Annotated in this window: 21 protein-coding genes; 11 read left to right on the top strand and 10 right to left on the bottom strand. The window is 72.3% G+C overall.

What is annotated here, in order from left to right; all coding sequences use genetic code 11:
- Window positions 1-3: 3 nt before the first annotated feature.
- Together BLW82_RS37545 and BLW82_RS45850 are read right to left on the bottom strand one after the other, a co-directional pair.
- Complete coding sequence (locus BLW82_RS37545) at window positions 4-972, bottom strand: SCO0930 family lipoprotein (RefSeq protein WP_093506154.1); 969 nt, start codon at window positions 970-972, stop codon at window positions 4-6.
- Window positions 973-1,383: 411 nt separating this feature from the next.
- The gene (locus BLW82_RS45850; RefSeq protein ID WP_256216081.1) at window positions 1,384-1,677 is read right to left on the bottom strand and encodes a hypothetical protein; all 294 of its coding nucleotides are present in this window, start codon (window positions 1,675-1,677) and stop codon (window positions 1,384-1,386) included.
- Between the two features lie 22 nt (window positions 1,678-1,699).
- On the opposite strand from BLW82_RS45850, the gene BLW82_RS45845 reads away from it, so the two are divergent.
- The 3 genes from BLW82_RS45845 (at window position 1,700) to BLW82_RS44725 (ending at window position 3,602) form a co-directional block, all read left to right on the top strand.
- The gene (locus BLW82_RS45845; protein WP_256216080.1) at window positions 1,700-1,828 is read left to right on the top strand and encodes a hypothetical protein; all 129 of its coding nucleotides are present in this window, start codon (window positions 1,700-1,702) and stop codon (window positions 1,826-1,828) included.
- Window positions 1,829-1,888: 60 nt separating this feature from the next.
- A complete protein-coding gene (locus tag BLW82_RS37535; protein ID WP_093506152.1) occupies window positions 1,889-2,623 on the top strand; it encodes a bestrophin-like domain in 735 nt (244 codons plus the stop codon).
- A gap of 196 nt (window positions 2,624-2,819) precedes the next feature.
- A complete protein-coding gene (locus BLW82_RS44725) occupies window positions 2,820-3,602 on the top strand; it encodes a hypothetical protein (protein WP_177233191.1) in 783 nt (260 codons plus the stop codon).
- 65 nt (window positions 3,603-3,667) lie between these two features.
- Here the strand turns inward: BLW82_RS44725 and BLW82_RS43625 are convergent, their stop codons facing one another.
- Complete coding sequence (locus BLW82_RS43625; RefSeq protein WP_107408593.1) at window positions 3,668-4,441, bottom strand: hypothetical protein; 774 nt, start codon at window positions 4,439-4,441, stop codon at window positions 3,668-3,670.
- A 335-nt stretch (window positions 4,442-4,776) separates the two neighbouring features.
- On the opposite strand from BLW82_RS43625, the gene BLW82_RS37515 reads away from it, so the two are divergent.
- Window positions 4,777-5,442, top strand: a complete 666-nt coding sequence (locus tag BLW82_RS37515; protein ID WP_093506146.1) for a class F sortase — start codon at window positions 4,777-4,779, stop codon at window positions 5,440-5,442.
- 64 nt (window positions 5,443-5,506) lie between these two features.
- Here the strand turns inward: BLW82_RS37515 and BLW82_RS37510 are convergent, their stop codons facing one another.
- Both BLW82_RS37510 and lysX read right to left on the bottom strand, forming a co-directional pair.
- Window positions 5,507-6,343 (bottom strand): polysaccharide deacetylase family protein, encoded by an 837-nt coding sequence (locus tag BLW82_RS37510; protein ID WP_093506144.1) that lies wholly within the window; start codon window positions 6,341-6,343, stop codon window positions 5,507-5,509.
- A 116-nt stretch (window positions 6,344-6,459) separates the two neighbouring features.
- Window positions 6,460-9,732: a bifunctional lysylphosphatidylglycerol synthetase/lysine--tRNA ligase LysX gene (gene lysX / locus BLW82_RS37505; RefSeq protein ID WP_093506142.1), complete on the bottom strand. Its 3,273-nt coding sequence runs from the start codon at window positions 9,730-9,732 to the stop codon at window positions 6,460-6,462.
- A 252-nt stretch (window positions 9,733-9,984) separates the two neighbouring features.
- Here lysX and BLW82_RS37500 point away from each other — a divergent pair, with 252 nt between their 5' ends.
- The gene (locus BLW82_RS37500) at window positions 9,985-10,440 is read left to right on the top strand and encodes a universal stress protein (RefSeq protein ID WP_093506140.1); all 456 of its coding nucleotides are present in this window, start codon (window positions 9,985-9,987) and stop codon (window positions 10,438-10,440) included.
- On the opposite strand, the gene BLW82_RS37495 is transcribed toward BLW82_RS37500, so the two are convergent.
- Entirely contained in the window at window positions 10,376-11,623 is a 1,248-nt protein-coding gene (locus BLW82_RS37495) for an MFS transporter (protein ID WP_256216079.1), read from the bottom strand. The two genes, BLW82_RS37500 and BLW82_RS37495, sit on opposite strands and share 65 nt — an antisense overlap.
- A 102-nt stretch (window positions 11,624-11,725) precedes the next feature.
- On the opposite strand from BLW82_RS37495, the gene BLW82_RS37490 reads away from it, so the two are divergent.
- Both BLW82_RS37490 and BLW82_RS37485 read left to right on the top strand, forming a co-directional pair.
- Window positions 11,726-12,676 carry a LysR family transcriptional regulator gene (locus tag BLW82_RS37490; protein WP_093508477.1) on the top strand — a complete coding sequence of 317 codons (951 nt, stop codon included), beginning with the start codon at window positions 11,726-11,728 and terminating at the stop codon, window positions 12,674-12,676.
- A gap of 60 nt (window positions 12,677-12,736) precedes the next feature.
- Window positions 12,737-14,149 carry an amino acid permease gene (locus BLW82_RS37485; protein ID WP_093508476.1) on the top strand — a complete coding sequence of 471 codons (1,413 nt, stop codon included), beginning with the start codon at window positions 12,737-12,739 and terminating at the stop codon, window positions 14,147-14,149.
- 70 nt (window positions 14,150-14,219) lie between these two features.
- On the opposite strand, the gene BLW82_RS37480 is transcribed toward BLW82_RS37485, so the two are convergent.
- A complete protein-coding gene (locus BLW82_RS37480; protein ID WP_093506136.1) occupies window positions 14,220-15,035 on the bottom strand; it encodes an alpha/beta fold hydrolase in 816 nt (271 codons plus the stop codon).
- 83 nt (window positions 15,036-15,118) lie between these two features.
- Between BLW82_RS37480 and BLW82_RS37475 the strand changes: the two genes are divergently transcribed.
- Complete coding sequence (locus tag BLW82_RS37475) at window positions 15,119-15,583, top strand: MarR family winged helix-turn-helix transcriptional regulator (RefSeq protein WP_371131521.1); 465 nt, start codon at window positions 15,119-15,121, stop codon at window positions 15,581-15,583.
- 38 nt (window positions 15,584-15,621) lie between these two features.
- Here BLW82_RS37475 and BLW82_RS37470 read toward each other — a convergent pair whose 3' ends face one another.
- Window positions 15,622-16,770 carry a CapA family protein gene (locus tag BLW82_RS37470; protein WP_093506132.1) on the bottom strand — a complete coding sequence of 383 codons (1,149 nt, stop codon included), beginning with the start codon at window positions 16,768-16,770 and terminating at the stop codon, window positions 15,622-15,624.
- Between the two features lie 221 nt (window positions 16,771-16,991).
- Here BLW82_RS37470 and BLW82_RS37465 point away from each other — a divergent pair, with 221 nt between their 5' ends.
- The 3 genes from BLW82_RS37465 (at window position 16,992) to BLW82_RS37455 (ending at window position 19,006) form a co-directional block, all read left to right on the top strand.
- Complete coding sequence (locus tag BLW82_RS37465; protein ID WP_093506131.1) at window positions 16,992-17,540, top strand: sigma-70 family RNA polymerase sigma factor; 549 nt, start codon at window positions 16,992-16,994, stop codon at window positions 17,538-17,540.
- Window positions 17,541-17,684: 144 nt separating this feature from the next.
- Window positions 17,685-18,200 (top strand): hypothetical protein, encoded by a 516-nt coding sequence (locus BLW82_RS37460; protein WP_093506129.1) that lies wholly within the window; start codon window positions 17,685-17,687, stop codon window positions 18,198-18,200.
- A 149-nt stretch (window positions 18,201-18,349) separates the two neighbouring features.
- Window positions 18,350-19,006 (top strand): zf-HC2 domain-containing protein, encoded by a 657-nt coding sequence (locus BLW82_RS37455; protein ID WP_093506127.1) that lies wholly within the window; start codon window positions 18,350-18,352, stop codon window positions 19,004-19,006.
- A gap of 7 nt (window positions 19,007-19,013) precedes the next feature.
- Here the strand turns inward: BLW82_RS37455 and BLW82_RS37450 are convergent, their stop codons facing one another.
- On the bottom strand, window positions 19,014-19,877 hold the full coding sequence (locus tag BLW82_RS37450; RefSeq protein WP_093506125.1) for an Fpg/Nei family DNA glycosylase: 864 nt from the start codon (window positions 19,875-19,877) through the stop codon (window positions 19,014-19,016).
- A 126-nt stretch (window positions 19,878-20,003) separates the two neighbouring features.
- Window positions 20,004-22,112, bottom strand: a complete 2,109-nt coding sequence (locus BLW82_RS37445; protein ID WP_093506123.1) for a SpoIIE family protein phosphatase — start codon at window positions 22,110-22,112, stop codon at window positions 20,004-20,006.
- Window positions 22,113-22,235 lie beyond the last annotated feature (123 nt).

Here is a 22,235-nt window from a genome sequence, read left to right as displayed (position 1 = left end):
TCCCTAGCTGGCCGGCGCGCCGACCAGCTTTCCCTCGGGCGAGACGGCGTACCAAGTGCCGCCGACGCCCTGGCCGTTGGTGTCACCGGCCTTCGTGTCCCCGGAGAAGGTGTAGATGGGCCAGCAGTTGACCGTCTGCTGCTTGGCGCCGTCGTCGGGACGGGTGAAGCCCATCAGGCCCTTCTTCACGATGCCCTTGGTGTCGCTGGAGGCGACCTCGGCGACGGCCGGCCACTTCACGAGGCAGTCACCGGTGCAGTTCGAGACCACCTTGGGCCACGCCTTGTCCTTGATGAAGCGGTAGACCGTCATGCCGTTCTTGTCGACGATGATGTCGCCGAGCTTGGCGTCCTTGCGGACCGACAGACCGGGCAGGTCGGCCAGCGTGGCCTTCTTGCCGTCGGGGGCGGTCGCGAACCACTTGCCGCCCACGCCCTGGCCGTTGACGTCACCGGCGTTGACGTCCTTGGCGTACCGGTACATCGGCCAGCCGGCGACGGTCAGCTGCTTGGTGCCGTCGGAGCGGGTGACCTCGCCGAGCAGCGACTTGTCGATGCCGGCACCGGCCGTGGCGTCGCCGGCGGGCACCGGCGGCCAGGTGGTGGCGCAGTCGCCGTCACACTTCGACTTGGGGGGGTTGGCGGTGTCCGCGTCGAATCGGTAGAGGGTGAGGCCGCTGCCGTCGGTCAGCACCTTGCCCAGGTCGGGGTTGCTGGCAATGGTGAGCTTGCCGGCGGGCGCGACCGCGGCCGGGGAGCTGGAGGCCTGGCTGCCGTCGGCGCCGTAGCCGTTGCCCGCGCCGGTGGAGGCGGAGGGGTTGGTGATGCTGCCGATGCCGGCCGGTGCCGTGGCACCGACGTTCTGGGCCGCCGAGGACGGAGTGGTCGTGTTGTCCTGACCGCACGCCGTCGCGAACACCATCACCCCCGCGGCCGTGGCCACCAGCGAGGCGCTCCTCCACGAGGTCTTCATCGTCAACTCCCCATAATCGCCTGGTTATTGCAGCGCCTCTGCGCCGCCGCACGACACCAGGTACGGATGCCGGGGGCCGAAGTGTTCAACGACCGCACAAATTTCTTTCGGGACACCGCGGCCGTGGACCGCGTCCCGCACGGGCGTACGCTTCGAGCCATTCGCGATGCGGTGTGATTCAAACCGGTTTACGTCACATGTACCCCGTTCGGGCCAATCACCCGGTACTCCGGCGTGCGACGGCGCCCGACGACCCATGATCTCCGTCGTGCATGCACCCGAAGCGACCAGACTCGCGCCCGTCCCAAGGGTATTGGCCCTGCTGACGCTGACGTGGGCCCTGGCGGGCTGCCCGGTCGGCACGGCGTCGGCCGACGCCTGCGCCTACGCCTCGACGGGCCCCGACGGCAGCTACGCGGTGGCCGTCGCCGGGGGCTCCTGGCCCACTCCCCCGCCGTGTCCGGCGCCCACCCCGCCGCCCTGCCCCACGCCGACCCCGACGCCCACGCCCACTCCGACACCCACCCCGCCGCCGAAACCCACCCCGAAACCGACGCCCACCCCGAAGCCGCCGCGCACCACCCCGCCGGCGCCGCGCCCGGCGCCCCCGCCGCCACCCCGGCGGGCACCGGCTCCGAAGCCCACCCCGCCACCGGCGCCGCGGCCCGAGCCGAAGCCGACGCCCACGCCGTCGCCGAAGCCCACCCCGCGGCCCTCGCCGACCCCGGTGACCTACCCGCCGTACCACGTCCAGTCGACCGGTGCGGCGGCCCCGAACCGCACCTCACCGGTCACCTACGTCCTGCTCATCGCCGTACCCGCGATCATCGCCGTCGCCGCGTTCCGCGCGCGCTGACGGCCGGCCCACTGAACCTGGAGGCTTCCGTTGCCGGATTGGCTTGTTCTCGTCCTCGCGATGCTCGCGGCCGTTGTCGTGGTCGTCATCATCACCCTCGTTCGCGACAAGAGGGCGGCGGAGGACGAGGATCCCTCCGAGACGCCGGACGTCATCGAGTACATGACCATGTGGATCGGCGTCATCTACGCCATCGTCCTCGGTCTGGCGGTGGCCGGGGTGTGGGAGGCCCGCAGCGCCGCCCAGGACCACGTGCAGGCGGAGGCGCAGGCGCTGCACGAGATCTACGAACGGGTGCGGGTGTATCCGCCCGACACGCGTGACCGGATCCGGGCGGACGTCGACGCCTACGTCGCCCAGGTGGTCGACAGGGAATGGAAGGAGATGGCCGACCACGGGCGGCTCTCCCGGAACGGTGCCGAACTGCTCGCGCAGATCCGTCAGGACGTCACCGACTACGAGCCGAAGTCCGACTTCCAGGCGCAGGCCTACCAGCCGCTGGTGGACCAGGTGGCCGCGCTCGACCAGGCGCGCACCGCCCGGGCCGACTCCACCGGGGCGACCATGCCGAACGTGGTGTGGATCGGGCTGCTGACCGGAGCGGCGATCACCATCGGCATGGTCTTCGCGCTGCAGATCAGGCGTTCCCGGCGCGAGCTGGTCCTGGCCGGCCTGTTCACCGCGACCATCACCTTCATGCTGTTCCTGATCTGGGACTTCGACGAACCGTACAGCCGGGGGATCACGGCGACGGCGCAGCCGTTCCTGAACCTCTTCCCGCACATCAAGGGATAGCGGGCACCCCGGGGGACATCGTGCCGCGGCGTGCCACGCCGCCCGTGTCCCCCGGACGGCCCACGCCGGTCCCCCGTTCGCCCTACAGCGTTCGCGCGCATGTGCGGAGGTTTCTAGCGTTCCGATCATCGAGGTGCATTTCCGGCACCGGCGGAACAGGTCCGCATGCCGCTCCTCGGGGACCGGAGGAACCACCATGCGCCCGATACGCGTTGCCTCGGCCGCCCTGCTGGGACTCGGCGCCCTCGCCCTCTGCGCCCCGGTCATCCTCGCGAGCGACACCGGCGGCAGCGGCCGGGACGGCGGCCGGGCCGGTGATACGTCCTTCGGCTTCCGGATCACGCCCACCACCGTCACGGCGGGCGGCCGGGTGAGCCTGCACCTGGACCGCGGCAGTGGCTGCCGGGGCGCCGCGACGGTCACCTCGGGTCTCTTCGACACGGTCCGCATCCCGTCGGGGCGGAACTCGGGAACGGCCACGGTCGACCGGACGGCGAAGTCGCAGTCGTCGTACCGGGTGACGTTCAACTGCGACGGCTCCAGCGCGTCGACCGAGCTGGCCATCGCGAGCAGCACGCCGGCCGGACAGGACGACGTGCACGCGGCCGGACACAGTGACGGGACCGGCGACGGAAACGGGCGCACCGACGAGGAGACGGGCGGCCGCACCGCCGAGCACGCGGCCGGGGGCACCGACAGCGGCACGGACACGGATACGCACACCGGCAGCGGCAGCGGTACGGGCGGTCGCGCCGACGACGTCGTCGAGGGCCTCGCGGACACTGCCGGTTCCGGCAGTCACCAGGCGCTCAACCCGCAGCCCCTGCCGCCCGGGCGGGGTGTCCAGGCAGGTGAGGGCGGCAGCATCGGCGGGTTCGATCTCGGGGAGATCGGCTTCGGGGTGGCGCTGGTCGTGATGTCGATCGGCACGGCGTACCGGCGCTCGCGCAGGCACGCCGGCGAGGAAGAGGGCGCCTGATCATGGTGCGGCCGGGCGGGTCCGTGTCCCGGTCCCGCGGCGGACCGGGACACCAACCCGCCGGCTCAGAGCCGCCTCTCGCTCCGACGGCGCAGCCAGAACCCGCAGCCGGCGAGCACGGCCGCGCCCACCAGGCCGCCGCCGATCGCCATGTCCGCGGGGGTGGCCCCGCTGGAGACGCTGCCGCCGAGCCCGCCGCGGACCCCGCCGAGCACGAAGAACGCGTCCCGCCGGAGCAGGGTGCGTCCGTCGCAGCGCACCGTCAGGTCGTACGGGCCCGGGCTGGCGTTCCGGTCGATGGTGGCGACACCGCGCGCCATGTCGCCGCCGAACGGATAGAGCGATGTCGTCCGGAAGGCCCGGGAGGTCATGGAGCCGCTGCGGCAGTTGTTGACGGTGACGGTGAGCCGCTGGCCGGTGGCGATCGACCGGGGCTGGACGTCGATGTCACGCGCGCCGTCGCCGCGGCCGTTGAAGTCGTCGAAGCGCCCTTCGTCGCGCCCTTCGTCGCGCCCTTCGTCACCGTGGCCGCGGGAGCCGTTGTTGAAACGCCCGTCACCGAACCCGCCCACCCCGTATCCGGGGACCACGACGCCCGGGACCGCGAACCCGGGAGCCACGCCGACGCCGGGCGCGACCCCGACCCCGCCGACGCCCGGACCGACGCCGACCCCGCCGACTCCGGTCCCGGGGGCGACGCCCGCCCCGCCGACGACCGGGGCCTGGGTGTTGGGTGGGCCGCCGGGGTTGCCCAGGCCGTCGGCGACGGCCACGGGGGCGGCGGCGCCGAGAACGGCGACCACGGTGCACGCGGCCGCCAGCGCACGTGAGTTTCGCATCTCTTCCTCCGCGGAAGGCACCCCGGGAACGGTCCCCGGTGGATCGGCGAGAAAGCACCTCCCGAATAGACCCTCAGATGCCCAGAACACGCCCGCATTTCGAGAATGGTCCGTCCTGGTGAGGGGACACGCCGAACGACAAGCGCACAATCGGATATTGCCGCAGGTCACGGACCGTCAGAAAAAACCTGAGAACGGCAACTCGGATGGCGCACCGGAATACGCGCGGGCCACCCGTTCGCCCGTCGCCCCGTCGCCGCACGTGCGCGGGGGACTTAGCTTTTTCCCATGCGCGATACGGACCTGAAGGCGGCCGCGTCGAGAGGGGATGGCGAATGTCTGCGTCCGATCTTTCCGAGCTGGCCGAAGAGGAGGAGCGGCGGAGGAAGCGCGCCCCCTGGGGCGTGATAGCGCTCGTTCTGCTGACCGGTCTGGCTCTCATTCGCAACGGATCGGGAGAGTTCGACGTCGGTCCGCCGCAGCCGGCCTCGGCCGCCGCCCCGGACAGCCGTATCACGGTTCCGGGTACCTTCGCCACGGCGCCGGCCGCGCTGCCGTTCGCGGCGGCGGACCGGATCAGGATCCCGGCGATCCGGGTCGACGCGCCGGTGATGCCGGTGGGTCTGGACACGGACGGCTGGATCGCGGCGCCGCCGCCGGACGACCCGAATCTGGCCGGTTGGTTCAGCGGTGGCGTCTCGCCCGGGGAAAAGGGCACGGCCGTCGTCGTGGGCCATGTCGACAACACGAAGGGCCCGGCCGTCTTCTACGGGCTCGGTTCCCTGAAGAAGGGGAACCGGATCGAGGTCGACCGCCAGGACGGCCGGACGGCGGTGTTCGAGATCTACGGAATCGAGGTCTTCGCGAAGGCCAACTTCCCGGGCGACCGGGTCTACGGTTCCAAGGGCACACCGGAGTTGCGGGTCATCACCTGCGGCGGCGGTTTCTCGAAGCAGAACGGCTACGACGGGAACGTCGTGGTCTTCGCCCGCCTGGTCTAGGGCCTGATCCGGACGACAGGCCCTGGCGCCCGCTCGGGCCGGCACCGGGCGGGCGTGGGACCGTTCAAGTCCGGCGACGGGGCACGGTCAGGCGGTAGCCGTTGTCCAGCAGGTAGGGCAGGTACTCGCGCAGCGCCTTGACGCTCTGCGAGCGGTCGCCCCCGGCGTCGTGGGAGAGGACCACGACACCGGGGGCGGCGCCGTTCTCGATCGTGTCGACGATGGTCCGGGTGCCCGGTTCGGTCCAGTCGGTGCTGTCCACGGTCCAGGCCATCGGCTCCATGCCCATCTCGGCGCCGAGCTGGAATGCGGCTCGGTTCCAGGCGCCGTAGGGGGCGCGGAACCACTGCGGGCGCTCGCCGTAGGTGTCCTCGATGGCGTCGCTGGTGCTCGTCATCTCGTCGCGGATCTCCCGGCGGTTCAGAGTGGTCAGCAGCGGGTGCGTCCAGGTGTGGTTGCCCACGACGTGGCCCGCCTCGGCCATCCGCGCGACCAGTTCCCGGTTCACCACGATGCACTCCCCGCACAGGAAGAACATCGCACGCACGTCGTACTTGGCGAGGGTGTCCAGGATGTGCGGGGTGTAGTTCGGGTTGGGGCCGTCGTCGAAGGTGAGCATCATGCGCCGGCCGCTGCGGGAGATCTCCGTGATGGGTTCCGTCCGGACCTTGAGCTTGCGCGGCGCGGTGCGCGGCGGCCCGTACCCGGTCAGCGGCTGGAGCCGGAAGGCGGAGGACTTGAGTGCCGGGCGGGCCTGCGGTCCCGCGGCCGGGGCGGCGGCCCCGCCGGCCGTCTCGGCGGCGCTGCCCGCCACCACGATGCCCGCGGTGCCCGCGGCTCCCAGAGCGGCGCCCCCGGCGAGCAGCAGCCGGCGGCGGGTGAACAACTGATCCTTCTGCATGACTCATCAGTCGCCCGGCAGGACTCCGGCGCAGCACATCAACACCGGTGCGGCGGTGGGAAAACACCCGCACGGACCAGCACCAAAAGGTTTCGGTAAGAAAAGACCAAGAAGCGTCAGAGGCGGCGGACCAACGGGAAGGGAAGCGTCTCGCGGATGGTCAGGCCGGTGAGGAACATGACCAGCCGGTCGACGCCGAGGCCGAGCCCGCCGGTGGGCGGCATCGCGTACTCGAGGGCGTCGAGGAAGTCCTCGTCGAGTTCCATCGCCTCGGGGTCGCCGCCGGCGGCCAGCAGCGACTGGGCGGTGAGCCGGCGGCGCTGTTCGAGCGGGTCGGTCAGTTCGGAGTAGGCGGTGCCCAGTTCGGTGCCGAAGGCGACCAGGTCCCAGCGCTCGGCGAGCCGGGGGTCGGTGCGGTGCTGCCGGGTGAGCGGGGAGACGTCGGTGGGGAAGTCCTTGTAGAAGGTGGGCAGCCGGGTCCGCTCCTCCACCAGGCGCTCGTACATCTCCAGGACCACGTCGCCGGGCCCGTCGTCGGCGGTGTACGGCACCCCGGTCCGGTCGCAGTACCGGTGCAGCCGCAGCAGTTCGGTGCCGGGGCCGATCTCCTCGCCCAGCACGTCGGAGATCGCCCCGTACACGGTCCGGACCGGCCAGGTGCCCGAGATGTCGTACTCCTGCCCGTCCCTGCGGGCCACCGGGGTGCCGAAGGCGGCGGTCGCGGCGCCCTGGATCAGTTCGCGGGCGAGGTCGAGCATCACGTCGTAGTCGGCGTACGCCTGGTAGGCCTCCAGCATCGTGAACTCGGGGTTGTGCTTGTGGGAGACGCCCTCGTTGCGGAAGGTCCGGCCGAGTTCGAAGACTTTCTCCAGGCCGCCGACGCAGAGCCGTTTGAGGTACAGCTCGGGGGCGATGCGCAGGTGCAGGTCGAGGTCGTAGGCGTTGCTGTGGGTGGTGAAGGGCCGGGCGTTGGCGCCGCCGTGGATCTGCTGGAGGATCGGGGTCTCGACCTCCAGGTAGCCGCGGTCCAGGAGTCCCTGGCGCAGCGCCTGTACGAGGGTGGAGCGGGTGCGGACCACGGTGCGGGCGGCGGGGCTGGTGGCGAGGTCGAGGTAGCGGCGGCGGACCCTGGCCTCGGGGTCGGCGAGCCCGCGGTGCTTGTCGGGCAGCGGGCGCAGGCACTTGGCGGTGAGCTGCCAGTCGGTGACGAAGAGGGTCGGTTCGCCCCGGTCGCTGACGCCCATGCGGCCGGTTGCGGTGATCTGGTCGCCGATGTCGGTGTCGGCGGTGAACCGGTCGAGGGCGGGTCCCGAACCGTCGCGGGTCAGGGCCAGTTGGCGGTCGCCGGACCAGTCGCGCAGCGTCACGAAGACGATGCCGCCGAAGTCCCGGACCAGCATGACCCGCCCGGCCACGGTTGCCGTCTCGCCCTCGCGGACCTCGGTGAGGGCGCGGGGCGGTGGGCCGGCGGCCACCGGGTAGGGATCGGCGCCCGCCGCCCGCAGCCGGTCCAGCTTGCGGCGTCGGACCCGGAACTGGTCCGGCAGGCCGGCGTCCGGTGCGCCGGGCCCGGTTCCGTCCCCTCCGTCGACACCGGGCACCGGCGCGGACCGCGGCGCCTCCACGGGCCGCGGTCCGGTCTGCGGGTGCCCCTTTCCCCAGAGTTTGCGCAGGGACGGTACGGAGACGAAGCCTTCGGCGATGCCGGAGGCGAGGCCGATCCGGGCGAGGGAGCCGGCGTCGCCGTAGCACAGGAAGCGCGGGTACCACTCGGGGCGGTACTTGGCGTTGGAGCGGTACAGGGCCTCCAGTTGCCACCAGCGGGAGAAGAACAGCAGCAGCCGGCGCCACAGCCGCAGCACCGGTCCGGCGCCGATGCGGGCGCCCTCCTCGAAGACCGAGCGGAAGACGGCGAAGTTCAGCGAGATGCGGCGCACACCCAGTTTGGGGGCGGCCTCGCACAGGTCGGCGACCATGAACTCCATGACCCCGTTGGGTGCCGTGCGGTCGCGGCGCATCAGGTCCAGGGAGATGCCGTCGCCGCCCCAGGGCACGAAGGAGAGCAGGGCGAGCAGCCGGCCGTCCTCGGACACGGCCTCGACGAGCAGGCAGTCGCCGTCGGCGGGGTCGCCGAGGCGGTCCAGGGCCATGGAGAAGCCGCGCTCGGTCTCGGTGTCGCGCCAGGCGTCGGCCTTGTCGACGACCTCCTCCATCTCCGTCTCGCCGAGGGCGGCGTGGCGGTGGATGCGGCAGGTCGCCCCGGTGCGCCGGACCCGGTTGACGGCCTGCCGGGTGACCCGCATCTCGCGGCCGCCCAAGTCGAAGCCCGCGACGTGCAGGATCGCCTCGTCGCCGAGTTGCAGGGCGCCGAGCCCGGCGCGGACGTAGGCCTTGGCACCGTCCTCGGAGGCACCCATCACCGCGGGCACCCAGGCGTGCCGGCGGGCCACGTCCAGCCAGGCGGCGATGGCGTGCGGCCAGGCCTCGGGGTCGCCGACGGGGTCGCCGCTGGCCAGGCAGACCCCGGCCTCCACCCGGTAGGTGACGGCGGCCTTGCCGCTGGGCGAGAAGACCACGGCCTTGTCGCGCCGGGTGGCGAAGTAGCCGAGGGAGTCCCGGTCGCCGTAGGCCTTGAGGAGGGCGCGGATGCGGGCCTCCTCGTCGCCGTGCAGGGCCGCTTCCAGGCGCTGCGAACGGAACAGGGTGGCGGCGGCGTTGAGCAGGGCGAGGGCGCCGAAGAGGCCGAGCAGGAACGCGACGAAGCGGGGTGGGCGGCCGCCGTAGCTGCCGCCGGAGACGAGGCCGCCGCAGACCCGGTCGGCCGCCCAGGCCAGGTGCTGGCCGTGCGGGAGCGAGCCGGGGAAGAGCGAGACCAGGCCCCAGCCGGCCAGGATCGCCACGAGCAGGCCGACCAGCAGGACGGCGAGGGCGCGGCGCACGGCGGCTCTGCGGGAGGCCGCGTAGAACTCCCGGCGGGCCACGATCAGCAGGGCCAGGGCGAGTCCGCAGACCACCAGTGAGCTGAACGGGTACCAGCCGAAGCCGAAGGCGACGGTCAGGGCGTCGGCCAGCACCAGCAGGCCGAGGTAGATCACCACCAGCCACCAGGCGACCTTCTTGCGGGCGGCGGTGGCTCCGCCGAGCAGGAACAGGAAGACCGCGTAGGCCAGGTTGGGGCTGACGGGCACCGCGACGGCGTCGACGAAGTGCACGACCGGGTGGAGCAGCACACGCAGCGGGGCGATGAAGGAGAGCAGGGCGCACAGCAGGGCGAGGGCACCGAAGAACGTCCCGAAGGCCTCGGGCACCCAGGTCAGACGCCCGCCGCTAGGCGGGCGTATCGGCCCCGCCGGCTCTCTGCCCGTGGCGGGCTGCACGGCGGCACTCATGTCTCCGACTGTAGGAAGAGCCCGCCGGGCCCGCCCGTCGAACCGGTCGCGGCCGACGGGCGGCCGCGGGTCGGTGGGCGGTTGCTCGCGCGGTTCCCCGTGCCCCTGGAAGCAGCGGGCTGCACGGCGCCCCGTCAGGGGCGCGGGGAACCGCACGGCCGGCCCCCACCGGCCCGCACCCGTACGGCACGCGGTGGGCCCGGCGGGAGCCCGGGCACTGACCGGACCTGCGTATTCCGATAGCCTCGGATCGTGGCGGAACAACACCAGTTCGAGCGGGGCACGGACGGCCCCAAGGTCATCGTGGTCGGTATGGACGGCTCGGACTCCTCGTGGCGCGCGACCTCCTACGCGGCGGGTCTGGCCCGGCGGCAGCATGCGCTGCTGGCCATCGTGTACGTCCAGCCGGTCCTCGCGGCCGGCGCGGCGCTCGGGGCGCCGGTGGCGGAGACCACGGACGAGATCGCGGAGGAGCTGGTCGGGCAGATCCGGGACGCGGCCGAGCGGTTCAAGGGGATATACGAGGTGCGCTGGGAGTTCCACACCTTCCGCGGGGACGCCTACAGCGGGATGGTGAAGGCGGCCGACGAGCTGAAGGCGGACGCGGTCGTGGTGGGCGCCTCCGAGCAGGCCGGCCACCGGTTCATCGGCTCGGTCGCGATCCGTCTGGTGAAGGCGGGACGGTGGCCGGTGACGGTCGTGCCGTAGCGGTCTCCCGCAGGAGCAGCAGCGGGGTCGCCAGGAGCAGGATCCCGGCGAGTGCGATCGCGGTGCGCGGTCCTGTGAGGCTCGCCAGCAGGCCCCACAGGGCGGTCAGGGCGGCCGTGGTGGCCTTGCTGGTGACCGCCCACGCGGACAGGGTGCGGGCGACCCGGTCGTCCGGGGTGTGCTCCAGGCGGCGGGTGGCGTAGACCGGACTGTAGACGGCCGAGCAGGTGATCACCCCGAACTCCAGGACCATCACCAGCAGCAGTCCGGCCGGCCCTGGCCCGACGAAGGCCAGCCCGAGGGGCCAGAGGGCACGCAGGCCGCTCGCGGCGCGCAGCACCCGCCACTGCCCGTACCGGGCGACCAGCGGCCGGGCGGCGCGGGCGCCGAGGAGTCCGCCCAGGCAGGGCACGGCGAAGGCGAGGCCGTACTGCCAGGGGGTGAAGCCGAGCCGGCCGAGCATGAGGACCGCCAGCGGGGGTGCGGCGACCATGATCAGGGCGTTGCCGGCGAGGCTGTTGAAGAAGAGGGGCCGCAGAGCGGGGCTGGTGAGGATGTGCCGCCAGCCGTCGAGCAGGTCCGCGGCGCGCAGCCGCTGCACGTCCCGCTGTGCGGGGCGCGGCTCGCCGCCGCCGACGGCCCGGATGCCGAGCGCCGACAACAGGAAGCTGACCGCGTTCGCCGCGACGGTCGTCACCGGCCCGAACAGGCCGATCGCGGCGCCGCCGAGGGGCGGGCCGAGGACCAGCGCGGTCCAGTTGGTGGACTCGAACCGGGCGTTCGCGGTGAGCAGCCGGTCGGCCGGGACGAGGGACTTCAGGAAGGCGCCGGAGGCCGCGTTGAACGTGATGTCGGCGGCCGCGACGGCCACCGAGACGAGCAGTAGCTGGCCGAGGCCGAGGGCTCCGAGCGCGTAGGCGACGGGGACGGTGAGCAGGGCCGCGAACCTGATCAGGTCCATCGCCGCCATCACCGGCCGCTTGCGCCGGAACTCCACCCACGGCCCCAGCGGCACCGCGGCCACCGCGCCCACGGCGGGCCCGGCCGCGGCGAGCAGCGCCACCTCGGCCGGCCCCGCGTGCAGCGCGATGACGGCGATCACCGAGAACGCGTCGAAGGCGAGCCAGGTGCCGAGCGCACTCACCGAGTACGCGGCCCACAGCCACCCGAACCGCCGCCCCATGCACAACCTCCCGTTGACTCGGGACATGAAAACGCGCAGGTGGCCGCCGAATCAAACAACCTACGGGCCCGCCGCCACAACCGACGGTTGTACGGTGTGGAGGTGGATCTCACCGCCGTGCGCACCTTCGTCGCCGTGGCCGACTCCGGGCAGTTCCAGGAGGCCGCGGCCGTGCTGGGGGTCACCCAGCAGGCCGTGTCCAAGCGGATCGCCTCGCTGGAGAAGGAGCTGGGGGTGCGGCTGTTCACCCGGACCGCGCGGGGCGCCGAGCCGACCGCCGACGGCCGGGCGTTCCTGCCGCCCGCCCGCGAGCTGCTGCTGGCCGAGGAGCGGGCGGCCGCCTCGGTACGGCGGGGCCGGCGCCCCCTGCGGGTCGACGTGGTCGGCGCCCGGCTCGCCCCGGCGGCGCTGCTGCGCGGGTTCCACGAGGCGCACCCGGGCCACGCCCTGGACGTCGTCACCCTCTTCGACGTGGAGTCGGCGCTGACCGCTCTGCGCTCCGGTGCGGTCGACGCGTCCTTCCGGGCGGTCGCCATGCCGGGCCGGCCGCTGCCGAGGGGCATCGAGGCGGTCCGGGTGTACGACGAGCCGGTGCAGCTGCTCACCGGCCCGGGGCACGCCCTGGCAGGCCGGACCTCGGTCACGCCCGCGGAGCTGGCCGGGCACCGGATCTGGATCCCGGGGATCGTGGAAGGCACCGAGTGGGCCGCGTACTACGCCTCCCTCGCCGCCGAGTTCGGACTCGCCATCGACTCCTCCGGCCCCAACTTCTCCGGGGCCCTGCAGGACGCCCTCGCGGCCTCCGGCACCCTGGCGACCCTGGTCACCGAGGAGACCCGGCTGACCTGGCCCGACGGCCACGACCTGCGCCGGATCCCACTCCTCGACCCGACCCCCGTCTACCCGCTCTCCCTGCTCTGGGCCACCGCCAACCCGCACCCGGCGCTCGCCGCCCTGCGCGCCCATCTCACCGAGGCCCGCCCGCCGCGCACCGCCGCCCGGACCTGGACGCCGGGCTGGGCCGAGACCGTGCGTGGCGTCTTCCGTCCTTGATGCCCCTGGGCCATCATGATCGGCCGTCAGCCGTTCGCGATCGGCGAAGAGGTGAGGCACATGGCCAAGCTCCGCATGGGTGAAGGAATTCTCCGTCGCAAACCCATCGAGCACGTCGAGGAGAGCGAGGTCACCGAGGGCGCCCGGCTCGACAGATCGCTCGGGCTGGTGCAGCTCACCGCGATCGGCGTGGGAGGCATCATCGGTGCGGGCATCTTCACGCTCGCGGGCACGGTCGCCAACGAGACGGCAGGGCCCGCCGTCCTGGTCTCGTTCCTCATCGCCGGGGTGGCGAGCGCCTGCGCGGCCCTGTCGTACGCCGAGTTCGCCGGGCTGATCCCGAAGGCGGGATCTGCCTACACGTACGGCTACGCGGTGCTCGGCGAGTTCGCGGGCTGGTTCATCGGCTGGGACCTGCTCCTGGAGTACACGGCGATCGTGGCGGTGGTCGCGATCGGCATCTCGGGGTACTTCAGCTTCCTGGTCGAGGAGATGGGCGCGAACCTGCCGCACTGGATGCTCGGCGCGCCCGGCACCGGCGACGGCCACCGGGTCGACCTGTTCGCCGCCCTGCTCTGTCTGCTCATCGCGTATCTGCTCAACCTCGGCATCCGGAGCGCGGCCCGCTTCGAGACGATCGTGGTGGTGCTCAAGGTGCTGGTGGTGCTGCTGGTGATCGGCGTGGGTGTCTTCCACATCAATGCGGCCAACTACCACCCCTTCTTCCCGTTCGGCGTCAGCGGGACGTTCACCGGGGCGGCGACCGTGTTCTTCGCGGTCTTCGGGTACGACGCGATGTCGACGGCGGCCGAGGAGTCGAAGGACGCCCAGCGGCACATGCCGAAGGCGATCATCTACTCGCTGGCGATCTCGATGGTGCTGTACGTGGCGGCCTGCCTGGTCCTGACGGGCATGCAGAAGTACAAGGACATCGACCCGGAGAGCGGCTTCTCGACGGCGTTCAAGTCGGTGGGGCTGAGCGGCCTGGCGGACGTGATCGCGGTGGGCGCGATCATCGGCATCCTCACCGTCATGTTCACGTTCATGCTGGGCGTGACCCGGGTCTGGTTCTCCATGTCGCGGGACGGGCTGCTGCCCGGCTGGTTCGCGAAGACGCACCCGACGCGGCACGTGCCGACCCGGGTGACCTGGATCGTGGGGGTCGCCTCGGCACTGCTCGCCGGGTTCGTGCCGATCGGCGAGGCGGCCGAACTCACCAACATCGGCATCCTGCTGGCGTTCGTGGTGGTGTGCACGGCGGTCATCGTGCTGCGCTACCGCCGGCCGGAGCTGCCGCGCAGCTTCCGTACGCCGTGGATGCCGTTCGTGCCGGCGCTGGGTGTCGTCTTCTCGATCTGGCTGATCACGTTCCTGAAGTGGGAGACCTGGGTGCGGTTCGCGGTCTGGTTCGTGATCGGGTGCGTGATCTACTTCGGCTACTCGTACAAGAGGTCGCGGCTGGCCGGGCGGTGACCGGCTGCGCCGGAAGGACCGCGGTGCGCCGTCCGCCGGCTGCGGCCCCGTCGTGGCTGGTCGCGCAGGCCTAGAGGCCGTGGAGGAAGCCGAGCAGGAGGGCGTTGAACTCCTCGGGCTTCTCCAGGTTCGGGTAGTGGCCGGCGCCCTCGACGACCTCGGCGCGGCCGTTCGGGACCTCGCGGGCCAGGCGCTCGGCGGCGGCGAGCAGTTCGGCGGGTTCCAGTCCGCCGTTGACCGCGAGCACCGGGACGTCGATCTTCGGCACGCGTGACCAGGAGTCGGTCACGCGGATCAGCCGGTCGGGCTCGTCGGGCGTGTGCTTGGAGATCATGTGCAGGGCCAGCTCCCGCAGCCGGCGCGGGATCTCCGGGTCGACGTCGTCGAGGGAGCGGTGCTCGCCCGCCACGACCTTCACGAAGGCGTCGAGCCAGCCGTCGATGTCACCGGCGCCCAGGGTGCGGGCGTACTCGGCCTGGAGTTCCGTGTGCCAGGGGCCGGTGTACCTGAAGTCGCCGGTGGCGGCACCGCAGGTGACCACCGCGCGGACCAGCTCGGGGTGTTCCAGCACGGTGTCGGTGGCGATCACGCCGCCCATCGAGACGCCGACCAGGACCGCGGGCCCGGCGTCGAGGTGACGCAGGAGCGCGGCGAGGTCGTCGGCCCAGCGGAACGGCGCGCCCGCGTTGGCGGAGAAGCCGTGGCCGCGCACGTCCGGGGCGATCACCCGGTACCCGGCGGCGAGCGCCGGAACCTGCCGGTACCAGAAGCGGTGGTCGACGTACCCGGAGTGGAGCAGGACCACCGGGTCGCCCGAGCCGGTGTCGAGGTAGGCGAGGTCGCCGTCGGAGGACGGGAAGAAGCGGACGTCCGCAGCAGCATTCATGACAACCAAGGTGTCATCTTCACGCGTCTTTGACAACCCAGTTGTCATCTTGACGGGAGGTGCATGATGGCCGGGTGGACGACATGGACAAGCCCCTCGCCCCCGACGAGCTGGGCGAGCGCATCACCGAGGTGTTCGATCTGATCGGCCCGCTCTACCGGCGCGCCTTCCGCAAGGTCGAGCAGGGCGAGCAGATCGAGGGGGCCTCGGTCGGGGTGCGCTCGGTGCTGGACCTGCTGCGCCGGTACGAGCCCATGACGGTGCCCCAGATGGGCCGGATCATGGCGCTGAGCCGGCAGTTCGTGCAGCGCATGGTGAACGACGCGGTGGCGCGCGGCTGGGCCGAGGTCACCCCCAACCCGGCGCACCAGCGCTCCTCGCTGATCCGCCTCACGGACGAGGGCCGGGCGACCGTCACCGCGATCCTCGCCCGCGAGCACGCCCTGAACCGGCAGGTCGGCGGCGACCTGACCGACGCCGAGCTCACGGCGTGCGTGCGGGTGCTGAGGCAGTTGCTGGTGACCTTCGACCACGTCGACGTGGAGTGACCGGCACTCGGGGTGACCGCCGCGTGGGGTGACCGCCGCTACTCCCCCATGATCAGTCCGTCCTTGGCGGCGCCGCGGCTGAGCACGACGTCCCGGATGGCGTCCCGGGCGGCGGTGAAGTCGGCGCCCTGGTCGATGGCCGCGTTGAGGTCGACGACCCGGCCCGCGTCGACGTCGTAGAGCTGGGGGACGAACTCGGCCTTGGCGACCTCCCAGCGGCCGCCCGGGGTGGTGGGCGGGCTGAAGGTGAAGCGGGCGAGGGTGGACTGGTTGCCGCGCGGGTCCTGCCGGCCCTGGCTGTTGTACATCTCGCCGGCCAGCTGGTCGCCGAGGCCGTAGACCACCCAGGTGCCGTTGACCTTCTCGTAGGCCTGCGGGACGTGGGCGTGGGTGCCGAGGATCAGGTCGATGTCGGGGCGGCCGCCGGTGCGGGCCTCGGTGAGCCGTTTGGCGAGGGTCAGCTGCTGCTGGTCGGGGGCGTCCGTGCCCTCGGCGCCCCAGTGTACGGAGACCACGACCACGTCGGCGCCCGCCTGCCGGGCGGCGCGGGCGTCGGCGAGGATGCGGTTCTCGTCGAGGAGGCCGACCGCCCAGGGCTGGCCGGGCGGCAGGGAGTTGCCGTTGACGTCGTAGGTGTAGGAGAGCTGGGCGACCTTGGCGCGGCCCGCGTTCAGCAGGGTGAGGGTGCCGGCCTCGGCCTGGGTGCGGGCGGTGCCGGAGTGTCTGACGCCCACCCGGTCCAGGGCGTCGAGGGTGCGCTGGATGCCCGCGGCGCCGTCGTCCAGGGCGCGGTCGGAGGCGGTGGAGCAGCCGTCGTAGCCGGTGGCGGCGAGTGCCTCCGCGAGCTGCGGCGGGGAGGTGAGCCCGGGCCGTTCGCCGTCCGTGCCGGTGACGGTCGCCAGGTGACAGAGCGCCAGGTCGGCGCGGGAGACGACCGGTGCGACGCCGGTGAGCATCGGGCGGAAGTCGTAGCCGTTGCCGCCCGCGTCGAAGTTCGCGTGGTCGTACGCGGAGTTCAGCGGCATGACGTCACCCGAGGCGACGAGGGTGAAGCCGGTGGCGGGCACGGCCGGTGCCGGTTGCGGGGGCGGGGCGGCGCTCTCCTCCCGCACGTGGTTCTGGCATGCGGCCGCGGCGGCGAGCAGGGCGGTCAGGGCCAGGGCCGCCTGGCGTCTGCGATTGATCATCAGGAGTACCCCAGAGTCGCAAGCCTTGTCCGATTTACAGATCAATGGGTACGAAGGTGGAGGCAGCCGCAAACAACTCAGGCGCCCCGATTGACCCATCCGGGTCGGGTACGGGGGGTGCGGGACCGTTCGTCGCACCGTTCACCGACGCGATCGACCGTCCGCCGCACATCCCGGCATGCCCCCTGTCCCCCGGCCGGGCCCTGCGATGCCATACGGCCATGACGGCCGGAACCACCCTTCCCCACGGGACGACGACCGCCGAGCACGAGCTCGTCGCGCTCCAGCGCGAGCACGGCCGACCGCTCTTCGCGCTGCTGCTCCGGCTCAGCGACGGGGACCGGCAGCGGGCCGAGGACCTCGTCCAGGAGACCCTCGTACGCGCCTGGCAGCACCCCGAGGCGCTGCGCGCCGACGCCTTCGACTCCGTGCTGCCGTGGCTGCTGACGGTCGGCCGGCGGCTCGCCATCGACGCGCGCCGGGCCCGGCAGGCGCGGCCCGTCGAGGTGCACGACGCCGTCCTGGAGAACACCCGGGCCGCCGGCGACCACGCCGAACGCGCCGCCGCGACGCTCGACGTCCGGGAGGCTGTGAAGACTCTCACCCCCGAGCACCGTGAAGTCCTGGTGCTGGTGTACTTCCAGGGGGCGAGTGTTGCGGAAGCAGCCGAGGCCCTCGGGATCCCACCCGGTACCGTGAAGTCGCGGGCGTACTACGCGCTGCGCGCCCTGCGCCGGGTTCTGCCCGGTTATGCACCCGACCTGCACTGAAACCGCGAGCCAGGTCAAACCTCGGTAAAGCGCCTTGCTGAGGACCATGTTTGGGCAATCAGCTGTCTTCATCCGTGTTCCGCACCGGGAGAGGGACGGACCCGGGGTCGGGGCCACGCGCGCACCGGAGGAAGGCAGGACGGGATGCTGCACAGAGGTCAAGAGAGCACGGACGGGGCCGGAAGCGGGGAACTGGCGGTCCCGATGGCCTGGTTCTACGCCGAGTACATCGCCGACGAACTGCTGCGCACCGGCGATCTCATGCCGCCGACGTCCTTCGAGTTCCGGGCCGGCCGCGACGCGCTGGCGCTGACCATCTTCCTCTCCGACACGGACGGCGAACTGTCGGGCATCCGGGTCGTGTCCCAGTTGGAGAACTGGCTTTCGCTCACGGCGTACGACCAGCCGTGGCAGGACTGGGTCGGCGGACGTATGGCAGTGGTGACGGCCGAGGCCGCCGAGTCGGGCGGGCCGTCACCGGACCTGGAACTGGCCACGGCCGCCTGGCGCTGGCTGGAGGAGACCGAGCTGCTGGCGCCCGACCTGGACGCGGTGCCGGGCGGTGGTTCGGTGTTCGGCGAGGACGACGGACCGAAGGTGTGGACCCCCGCCTGGCGGCTCGGTCTGCCCCTCGGGCACCTCGCCATCCATCTTTTTTGATTCGGGACCAATCCGCGGGCCCGGCCGCTCCGAATCCGTTGATTACGATTCTGTACGTGGCTTGAGTGAAACGGCTGCCGACTGCGTACGGGTGGGAGCAAGGAACAACGAGTAACCCCCACCCGCACCCATCGGCACGAGGATTCGGCATGAGGTCCCTGGAAAGGCATCGCGACGTCGGCGCGTACGCGCTCGGCGTGCTGGACGAGGCGGAGGCCTTCCGCTTCGAGGACCATCTCATGGAGTGCCCGAGCTGCACGGCACACGTGACCGAGTTCGGCCCCGCGGCACGGCAGTTGATGCTGTACCGCCGGGCCACGCCGCGCTTCGTGCACCCCATGGCACAGCCCGGCCCCCGGCTCCTCGACCGGCTGCTCGCCGAGGTCGCGACCCGGCACCGGGCCAAGCGCCGCAAGCTGCTGTACGGCCTGGCCGCCTCGGTGGTGTTCGCGGTCGCCGGCCCCGGCATCGCGGCCTACGTCGGCCACGAGGCCGCGCCGACCGTACAGGTCACCGCGGCCACCGACGCGCACTCCGGGATCTGGGCGCAGGTGAAGTCGGAGGACACGGACTCGGGCAGCACGATCGAGCTGCAGGTGAAGGACCCGGACGGGCCGCGCTCCTGCCGCCTGGTCGCCGTCGGCCACGACGGCTCCGAGCAGATCGTCACCACCTGGGCGGAGCGGGACCACGACGACCGGGTGAGCACCATGGCCGGCGGCGCCTCGATGCACCCCGACGAGATCGACCGCTACGAGGTGCGCGACGCGGACGGGCAGCGCCTGGTGACCCTGGACCCCAGGTGAGCGCCGGCTACCTGAGCAGCCGGGACATGCGGCGGTCCGCGAGCGGCTTGCCGCCGGTCTGGCAGGTCGGGCAGTACTGCAGCGAGGAGTCGCTGAAGGAGACCTCGCGGATGGTGTCGCCGCAGACCGGGCAGGGCTCGCCGGTCCGGCCGTGGACGCGCAGACCGCTCTTCTTCTCGGCCTTGAGCCGCCCCGCCGCCAGGCTGTGGGAGCGCTCCACCGCCTCGGTGAGGGTGGTGCGCAGCGCCTCGTAGAGCCGGTGCGTCTCCTCCGGTGTCAGGGACGCGGCCAGCTTGAACGGGGACATCTTCGCCGCGTGCAGGATCTCGTCGCTGTAGGCGTTGCCCACCCCGGCGATCAGGCTCTGGTCGCGCAGGGCGCCCTTGAGCCGGCGCCGCTCGTCCTTCAGCAGGGCGGCCAGCCGGGCCTCGTCGAAGTCGCCGGCGAGCGGGTCGGGGCCGAGCCGGGCGATGCCGGGGACGTCCTGCGGGTCTCGGACGACGTACACGGCCAGCTTCTTCTGGGTGCCGGCCTCGGTGAGGTCGAAGCCCGCACCCGTCTCCAGGGCCGCTCGCAGCGCCAGCGGACCCTTCCCGGGGCGGGGCAGCCCGTCCGGCAGCCGGTCCTTCCACTGGAGCCAGCCGGCGCGGGCCAGGTGGGTCACGAACCGCAGTCCGCGGTCGCCCTCGATGTCCAGGAACTTGCCGTGCCGGTGCACGGCGACGACCTCGCTGCCCTCGAAGGCGCCGACCGGGGGGTCGTACGTCTTCAGGACGCTGACGGCGACCGGCAGCACGCGTACGACCTGGCGGCCGACCAGGTGCTCGGTCAGGAAGTCCCTGAGCGCTTCGACCTCGGGCAGTTCGGGCATGCGTCCAGGGTGCCATCCGCTGCGCGTGCGCGGTCCGCCGGAAGTGCCGCGTCGGGTCGTCCCGCGGCTGCGGCGGCGTAGGGGGCTTGTCGCCCATTTCCTTCCCCAGCCTTCGGCTGGGGGGTACTACGGGGCGCTGCCGTCGTCCTTCTCCGGCACGCGGAACTCGCACCAGACCGCCTTGCCGCCGCCGCGGGCCTCCACGCCCCAGGCGTCGGCGATCTGGTCGACGAGCAGCAGCCCGCGGCCTGAGACGCCGTCCTCGCCCGCGTCCCGGCGGCGTGGCAGGGCGCTGGAGGAGTCCTCGACCTCGACCCGCAGCCGGCGGTCGGTGCCGACGAGGGCCCGGATGGTGACGATGGCGGAGCCCTCGGTGTGCATCAGCGCGTTGGTGACCAGTTCGTCGGCGACCAGCTCGATCTCGTCGGCGCGGTCCCCGGCGCCCCAGGCGCGGACGGCGGCGCGGACCATGTGCCGGGCCAGGGCGAGCGCCTCGGGGTCGCCGGAGGCCACGTGCTGCTGGAGGCGGCCGACGGCCTGCGCGGTGTCGGAGCCGCGGCGGCGCAGCAGGAGCAGGGCCACGTCGTCGTCACCGCCCTGCTCGTCGGCGATGTCGATCAGCAGGTCGGCGAGTTCGCGCACGTCGTCCGGACCCTTGGCGACCTGCTCGGCCAGCGCCCGCATGCCGTCCCCGAGGTCCTTGCCGGGCTGTTCGACGAGCCCGTCGGTGCACAGCAGCAGCGTCTCGCCGGGGTCCAGCTCCAGGGTGGACACCGGGTACTCCAGGCTGTGGAACTCGGCGGACAGACCGAGCGGCAGCCCGCCCTCGACGGGCATCCGGCGGCAGCCGCCGTCGGCGGTGCGGACCAGCGGGTCGATGTGCCCGGCACGGACCACCTGGACGACGCCGGTGGCCAGGTCGGCCTCGGCGTACAGGCAGGTGGCGAAACGGTCGGTGTCGAGCTCGTCCAGGAAGACGGAGGCGCGCGCCATCACGGTGGCCGGGGCGTGGCCCTCGGCGGCGTAGGCGCGCAGCACGATGCGCAGCTGGCCCATGACGGCCGCCGCGTGCGTGTCGTGGCCCTGGACGTCACCGATCACCGCGCCGACCCGGCCGCCCGGCAGCGGGATGAGGTCGTACCAGTCGCCGCCGATGTCCCGGCCGAGGGAGCCGCCGCCGGCGGCCGCGGAGCGGTAGCGGACGGCGACGTCGGCGCCGGGCACGCTGGGGATGGTGCGCGGCAGCATGGCCTGCTGGAGGCCCTGGGCGAGGTCCTTCTCCTGCTCGAAGAGCATGGCCCGCTGGAGGCTCTGCGCGATGCTGCTGCCGAGCGCGACCAGGACGGCGCGTTCCTCGGTGGAGAAGCCGAGCCTGTCGTTGTAGAGCAGGCCCATGGCGCCGATCGGGCGGGCCTGGGCGATCAGGGGCAGATAGGCCGCTGAGGTGATGTGCAGGTCGGTGATGTGCGGCCACAGTATCGGGTAGCCCTCGGCGAACGCCTCCGGCGACTCGATGAAGCAGGGGCTGAGGGTCCGCACCACCTCGCCCATCGGGTAGGGCTCGTCTATCCGGGTGATCCGGGTGCCGGGCACGAAGCTGCCGGCCGGCCCCTCGGCGACGAGCCGGATCCGGCCCGCCTCGACCAGGCCCATCACCAGGCTGGTGGCGCCCAGGTTGGGGATGCCGTGGCTGTCCTTGAGGACGTCGATGACCTCCTGGACGCTGCTGGCGTGCGCGAGCGCCGCGCTGACCGCCTGGACGACGCCGGTCTGCCTGCGCAGCGCCTGCCCCTGGGCGTCCCGGATGTCACGGGCCTCGCTGTCCTCCAGCTCCTGCGTGGCGTCCCTGACGATCCCGACGACCCGGCGCGGGCGGCCCGTCTCGTCGCGCCGGATGTAGCCCTGCGTGTGGGTCCAGCGCGGGGTGCCGTCGCGGCACCGGATGCGGAAGTAGGTCCCGTAGTTCTCGCTGCCGTCCTTGATGGCCCGGGACACCACCGCGTCCAGTCTGCTGGACTCGGCCGGGGGTACCCGGAGGGCGAGGGACTCGGGACGGCCGTCGTACTCCTCGGGGGTCAGGTCGAACACCTCGTACGCCTGGGTGTCCATGTGGAACAGGCCGGCGTCGAGATCCCAGTCGAAGGTGCCCATGTGGTTGAGCGCCAGGATCGGGTGGTCCAGATGGGCGGGCCAGTCGTCCGGGAGTGACGGAGCGCTCGCTCCCCGGTCAGCCATGGGGCCACCATGCCAGGGGAACCCTTTGTGGGCAATTCCTCCCTTATTGTCTGTTTCACTCGCCCGGGTTACGCAAGCGGGAAGGCACGGTACACAGGGTGACAGGCCCTGCCCGTCCGGGCC

It is taken from the genome of Streptomyces sp. Ag109_O5-10 (genome assembly GCF_900105755.1).
Classification (GTDB): Bacteria; Actinomycetota; Actinomycetes; order Streptomycetales; family Streptomycetaceae; genus Streptomyces.
The sequence above is the reverse complement of the archived record's forward strand: the minus strand, read 5'-3'. Positions and strand labels throughout refer to the sequence as shown.

Excerpts from the sequence above, each read along its gene's own strand:
- BLW82_RS37545 (WP_093506154.1), bottom strand. The coding sequence starts at position 972 with ATGAAGACCTCGTGGAGGAGCGCCTCGCTGGTGGCCACGGCCGCGGGG.
- BLW82_RS37535 (WP_093506152.1), top strand. The coding sequence starts at position 1,889 with ATGCTCGCGGCCGTTGTCGTGGTCGTCATCATCACCCTCGTTCGCGAC.
- BLW82_RS44725 (WP_177233191.1), top strand. The coding sequence starts at position 2,820 with ATGCGCCCGATACGCGTTGCCTCGGCCGCCCTGCTGGGACTCGGCGCC.
- BLW82_RS43625 (WP_107408593.1), bottom strand. The coding sequence starts at position 4,441 with ATGCGAAACTCACGTGCGCTGGCGGCCGCGTGCACCGTGGTCGCCGTT.
- BLW82_RS37515 (WP_093506146.1), top strand. The coding sequence starts at position 4,777 with ATGTCTGCGTCCGATCTTTCCGAGCTGGCCGAAGAGGAGGAGCGGCGG.
- BLW82_RS37510 (WP_093506144.1), bottom strand. The coding sequence starts at position 6,343 with ATGCAGAAGGATCAGTTGTTCACCCGCCGCCGGCTGCTGCTCGCCGGG.
- lysX (WP_093506142.1), bottom strand. The coding sequence starts at position 9,732 with ATGAGTGCCGCCGTGCAGCCCGCCACGGGCAGAGAGCCGGCGGGGCCG.
- BLW82_RS37495 (WP_256216079.1), bottom strand. The coding sequence starts at position 11,623 with ATGGGGCGGCGGTTCGGGTGGCTGTGGGCCGCGTACTCGGTGAGTGCG.
- BLW82_RS37485 (WP_093508476.1), top strand. The coding sequence starts at position 12,737 with ATGGCCAAGCTCCGCATGGGTGAAGGAATTCTCCGTCGCAAACCCATC.
- BLW82_RS37480 (WP_093506136.1), bottom strand. The coding sequence starts at position 15,035 with ATGAATGCTGCTGCGGACGTCCGCTTCTTCCCGTCCTCCGACGGCGAC.
- BLW82_RS37475 (WP_371131521.1), top strand. The coding sequence starts at position 15,119 with ATGGACAAGCCCCTCGCCCCCGACGAGCTGGGCGAGCGCATCACCGAG.
- BLW82_RS37470 (WP_093506132.1), bottom strand. The coding sequence starts at position 16,770 with ATGATCAATCGCAGACGCCAGGCGGCCCTGGCCCTGACCGCCCTGCTC.
- BLW82_RS37465 (WP_093506131.1), top strand. The coding sequence starts at position 16,992 with ATGACGGCCGGAACCACCCTTCCCCACGGGACGACGACCGCCGAGCAC.
- BLW82_RS37460 (WP_093506129.1), top strand. The coding sequence starts at position 17,685 with ATGCTGCACAGAGGTCAAGAGAGCACGGACGGGGCCGGAAGCGGGGAA.
- BLW82_RS37455 (WP_093506127.1), top strand. The coding sequence starts at position 18,350 with ATGAGGTCCCTGGAAAGGCATCGCGACGTCGGCGCGTACGCGCTCGGC.
- BLW82_RS37450 (WP_093506125.1), bottom strand. The coding sequence starts at position 19,877 with ATGCCCGAACTGCCCGAGGTCGAAGCGCTCAGGGACTTCCTGACCGAG.
- BLW82_RS37445 (WP_093506123.1), bottom strand. The coding sequence starts at position 22,112 with ATGGCTGACCGGGGAGCGAGCGCTCCGTCACTCCCGGACGACTGGCCC.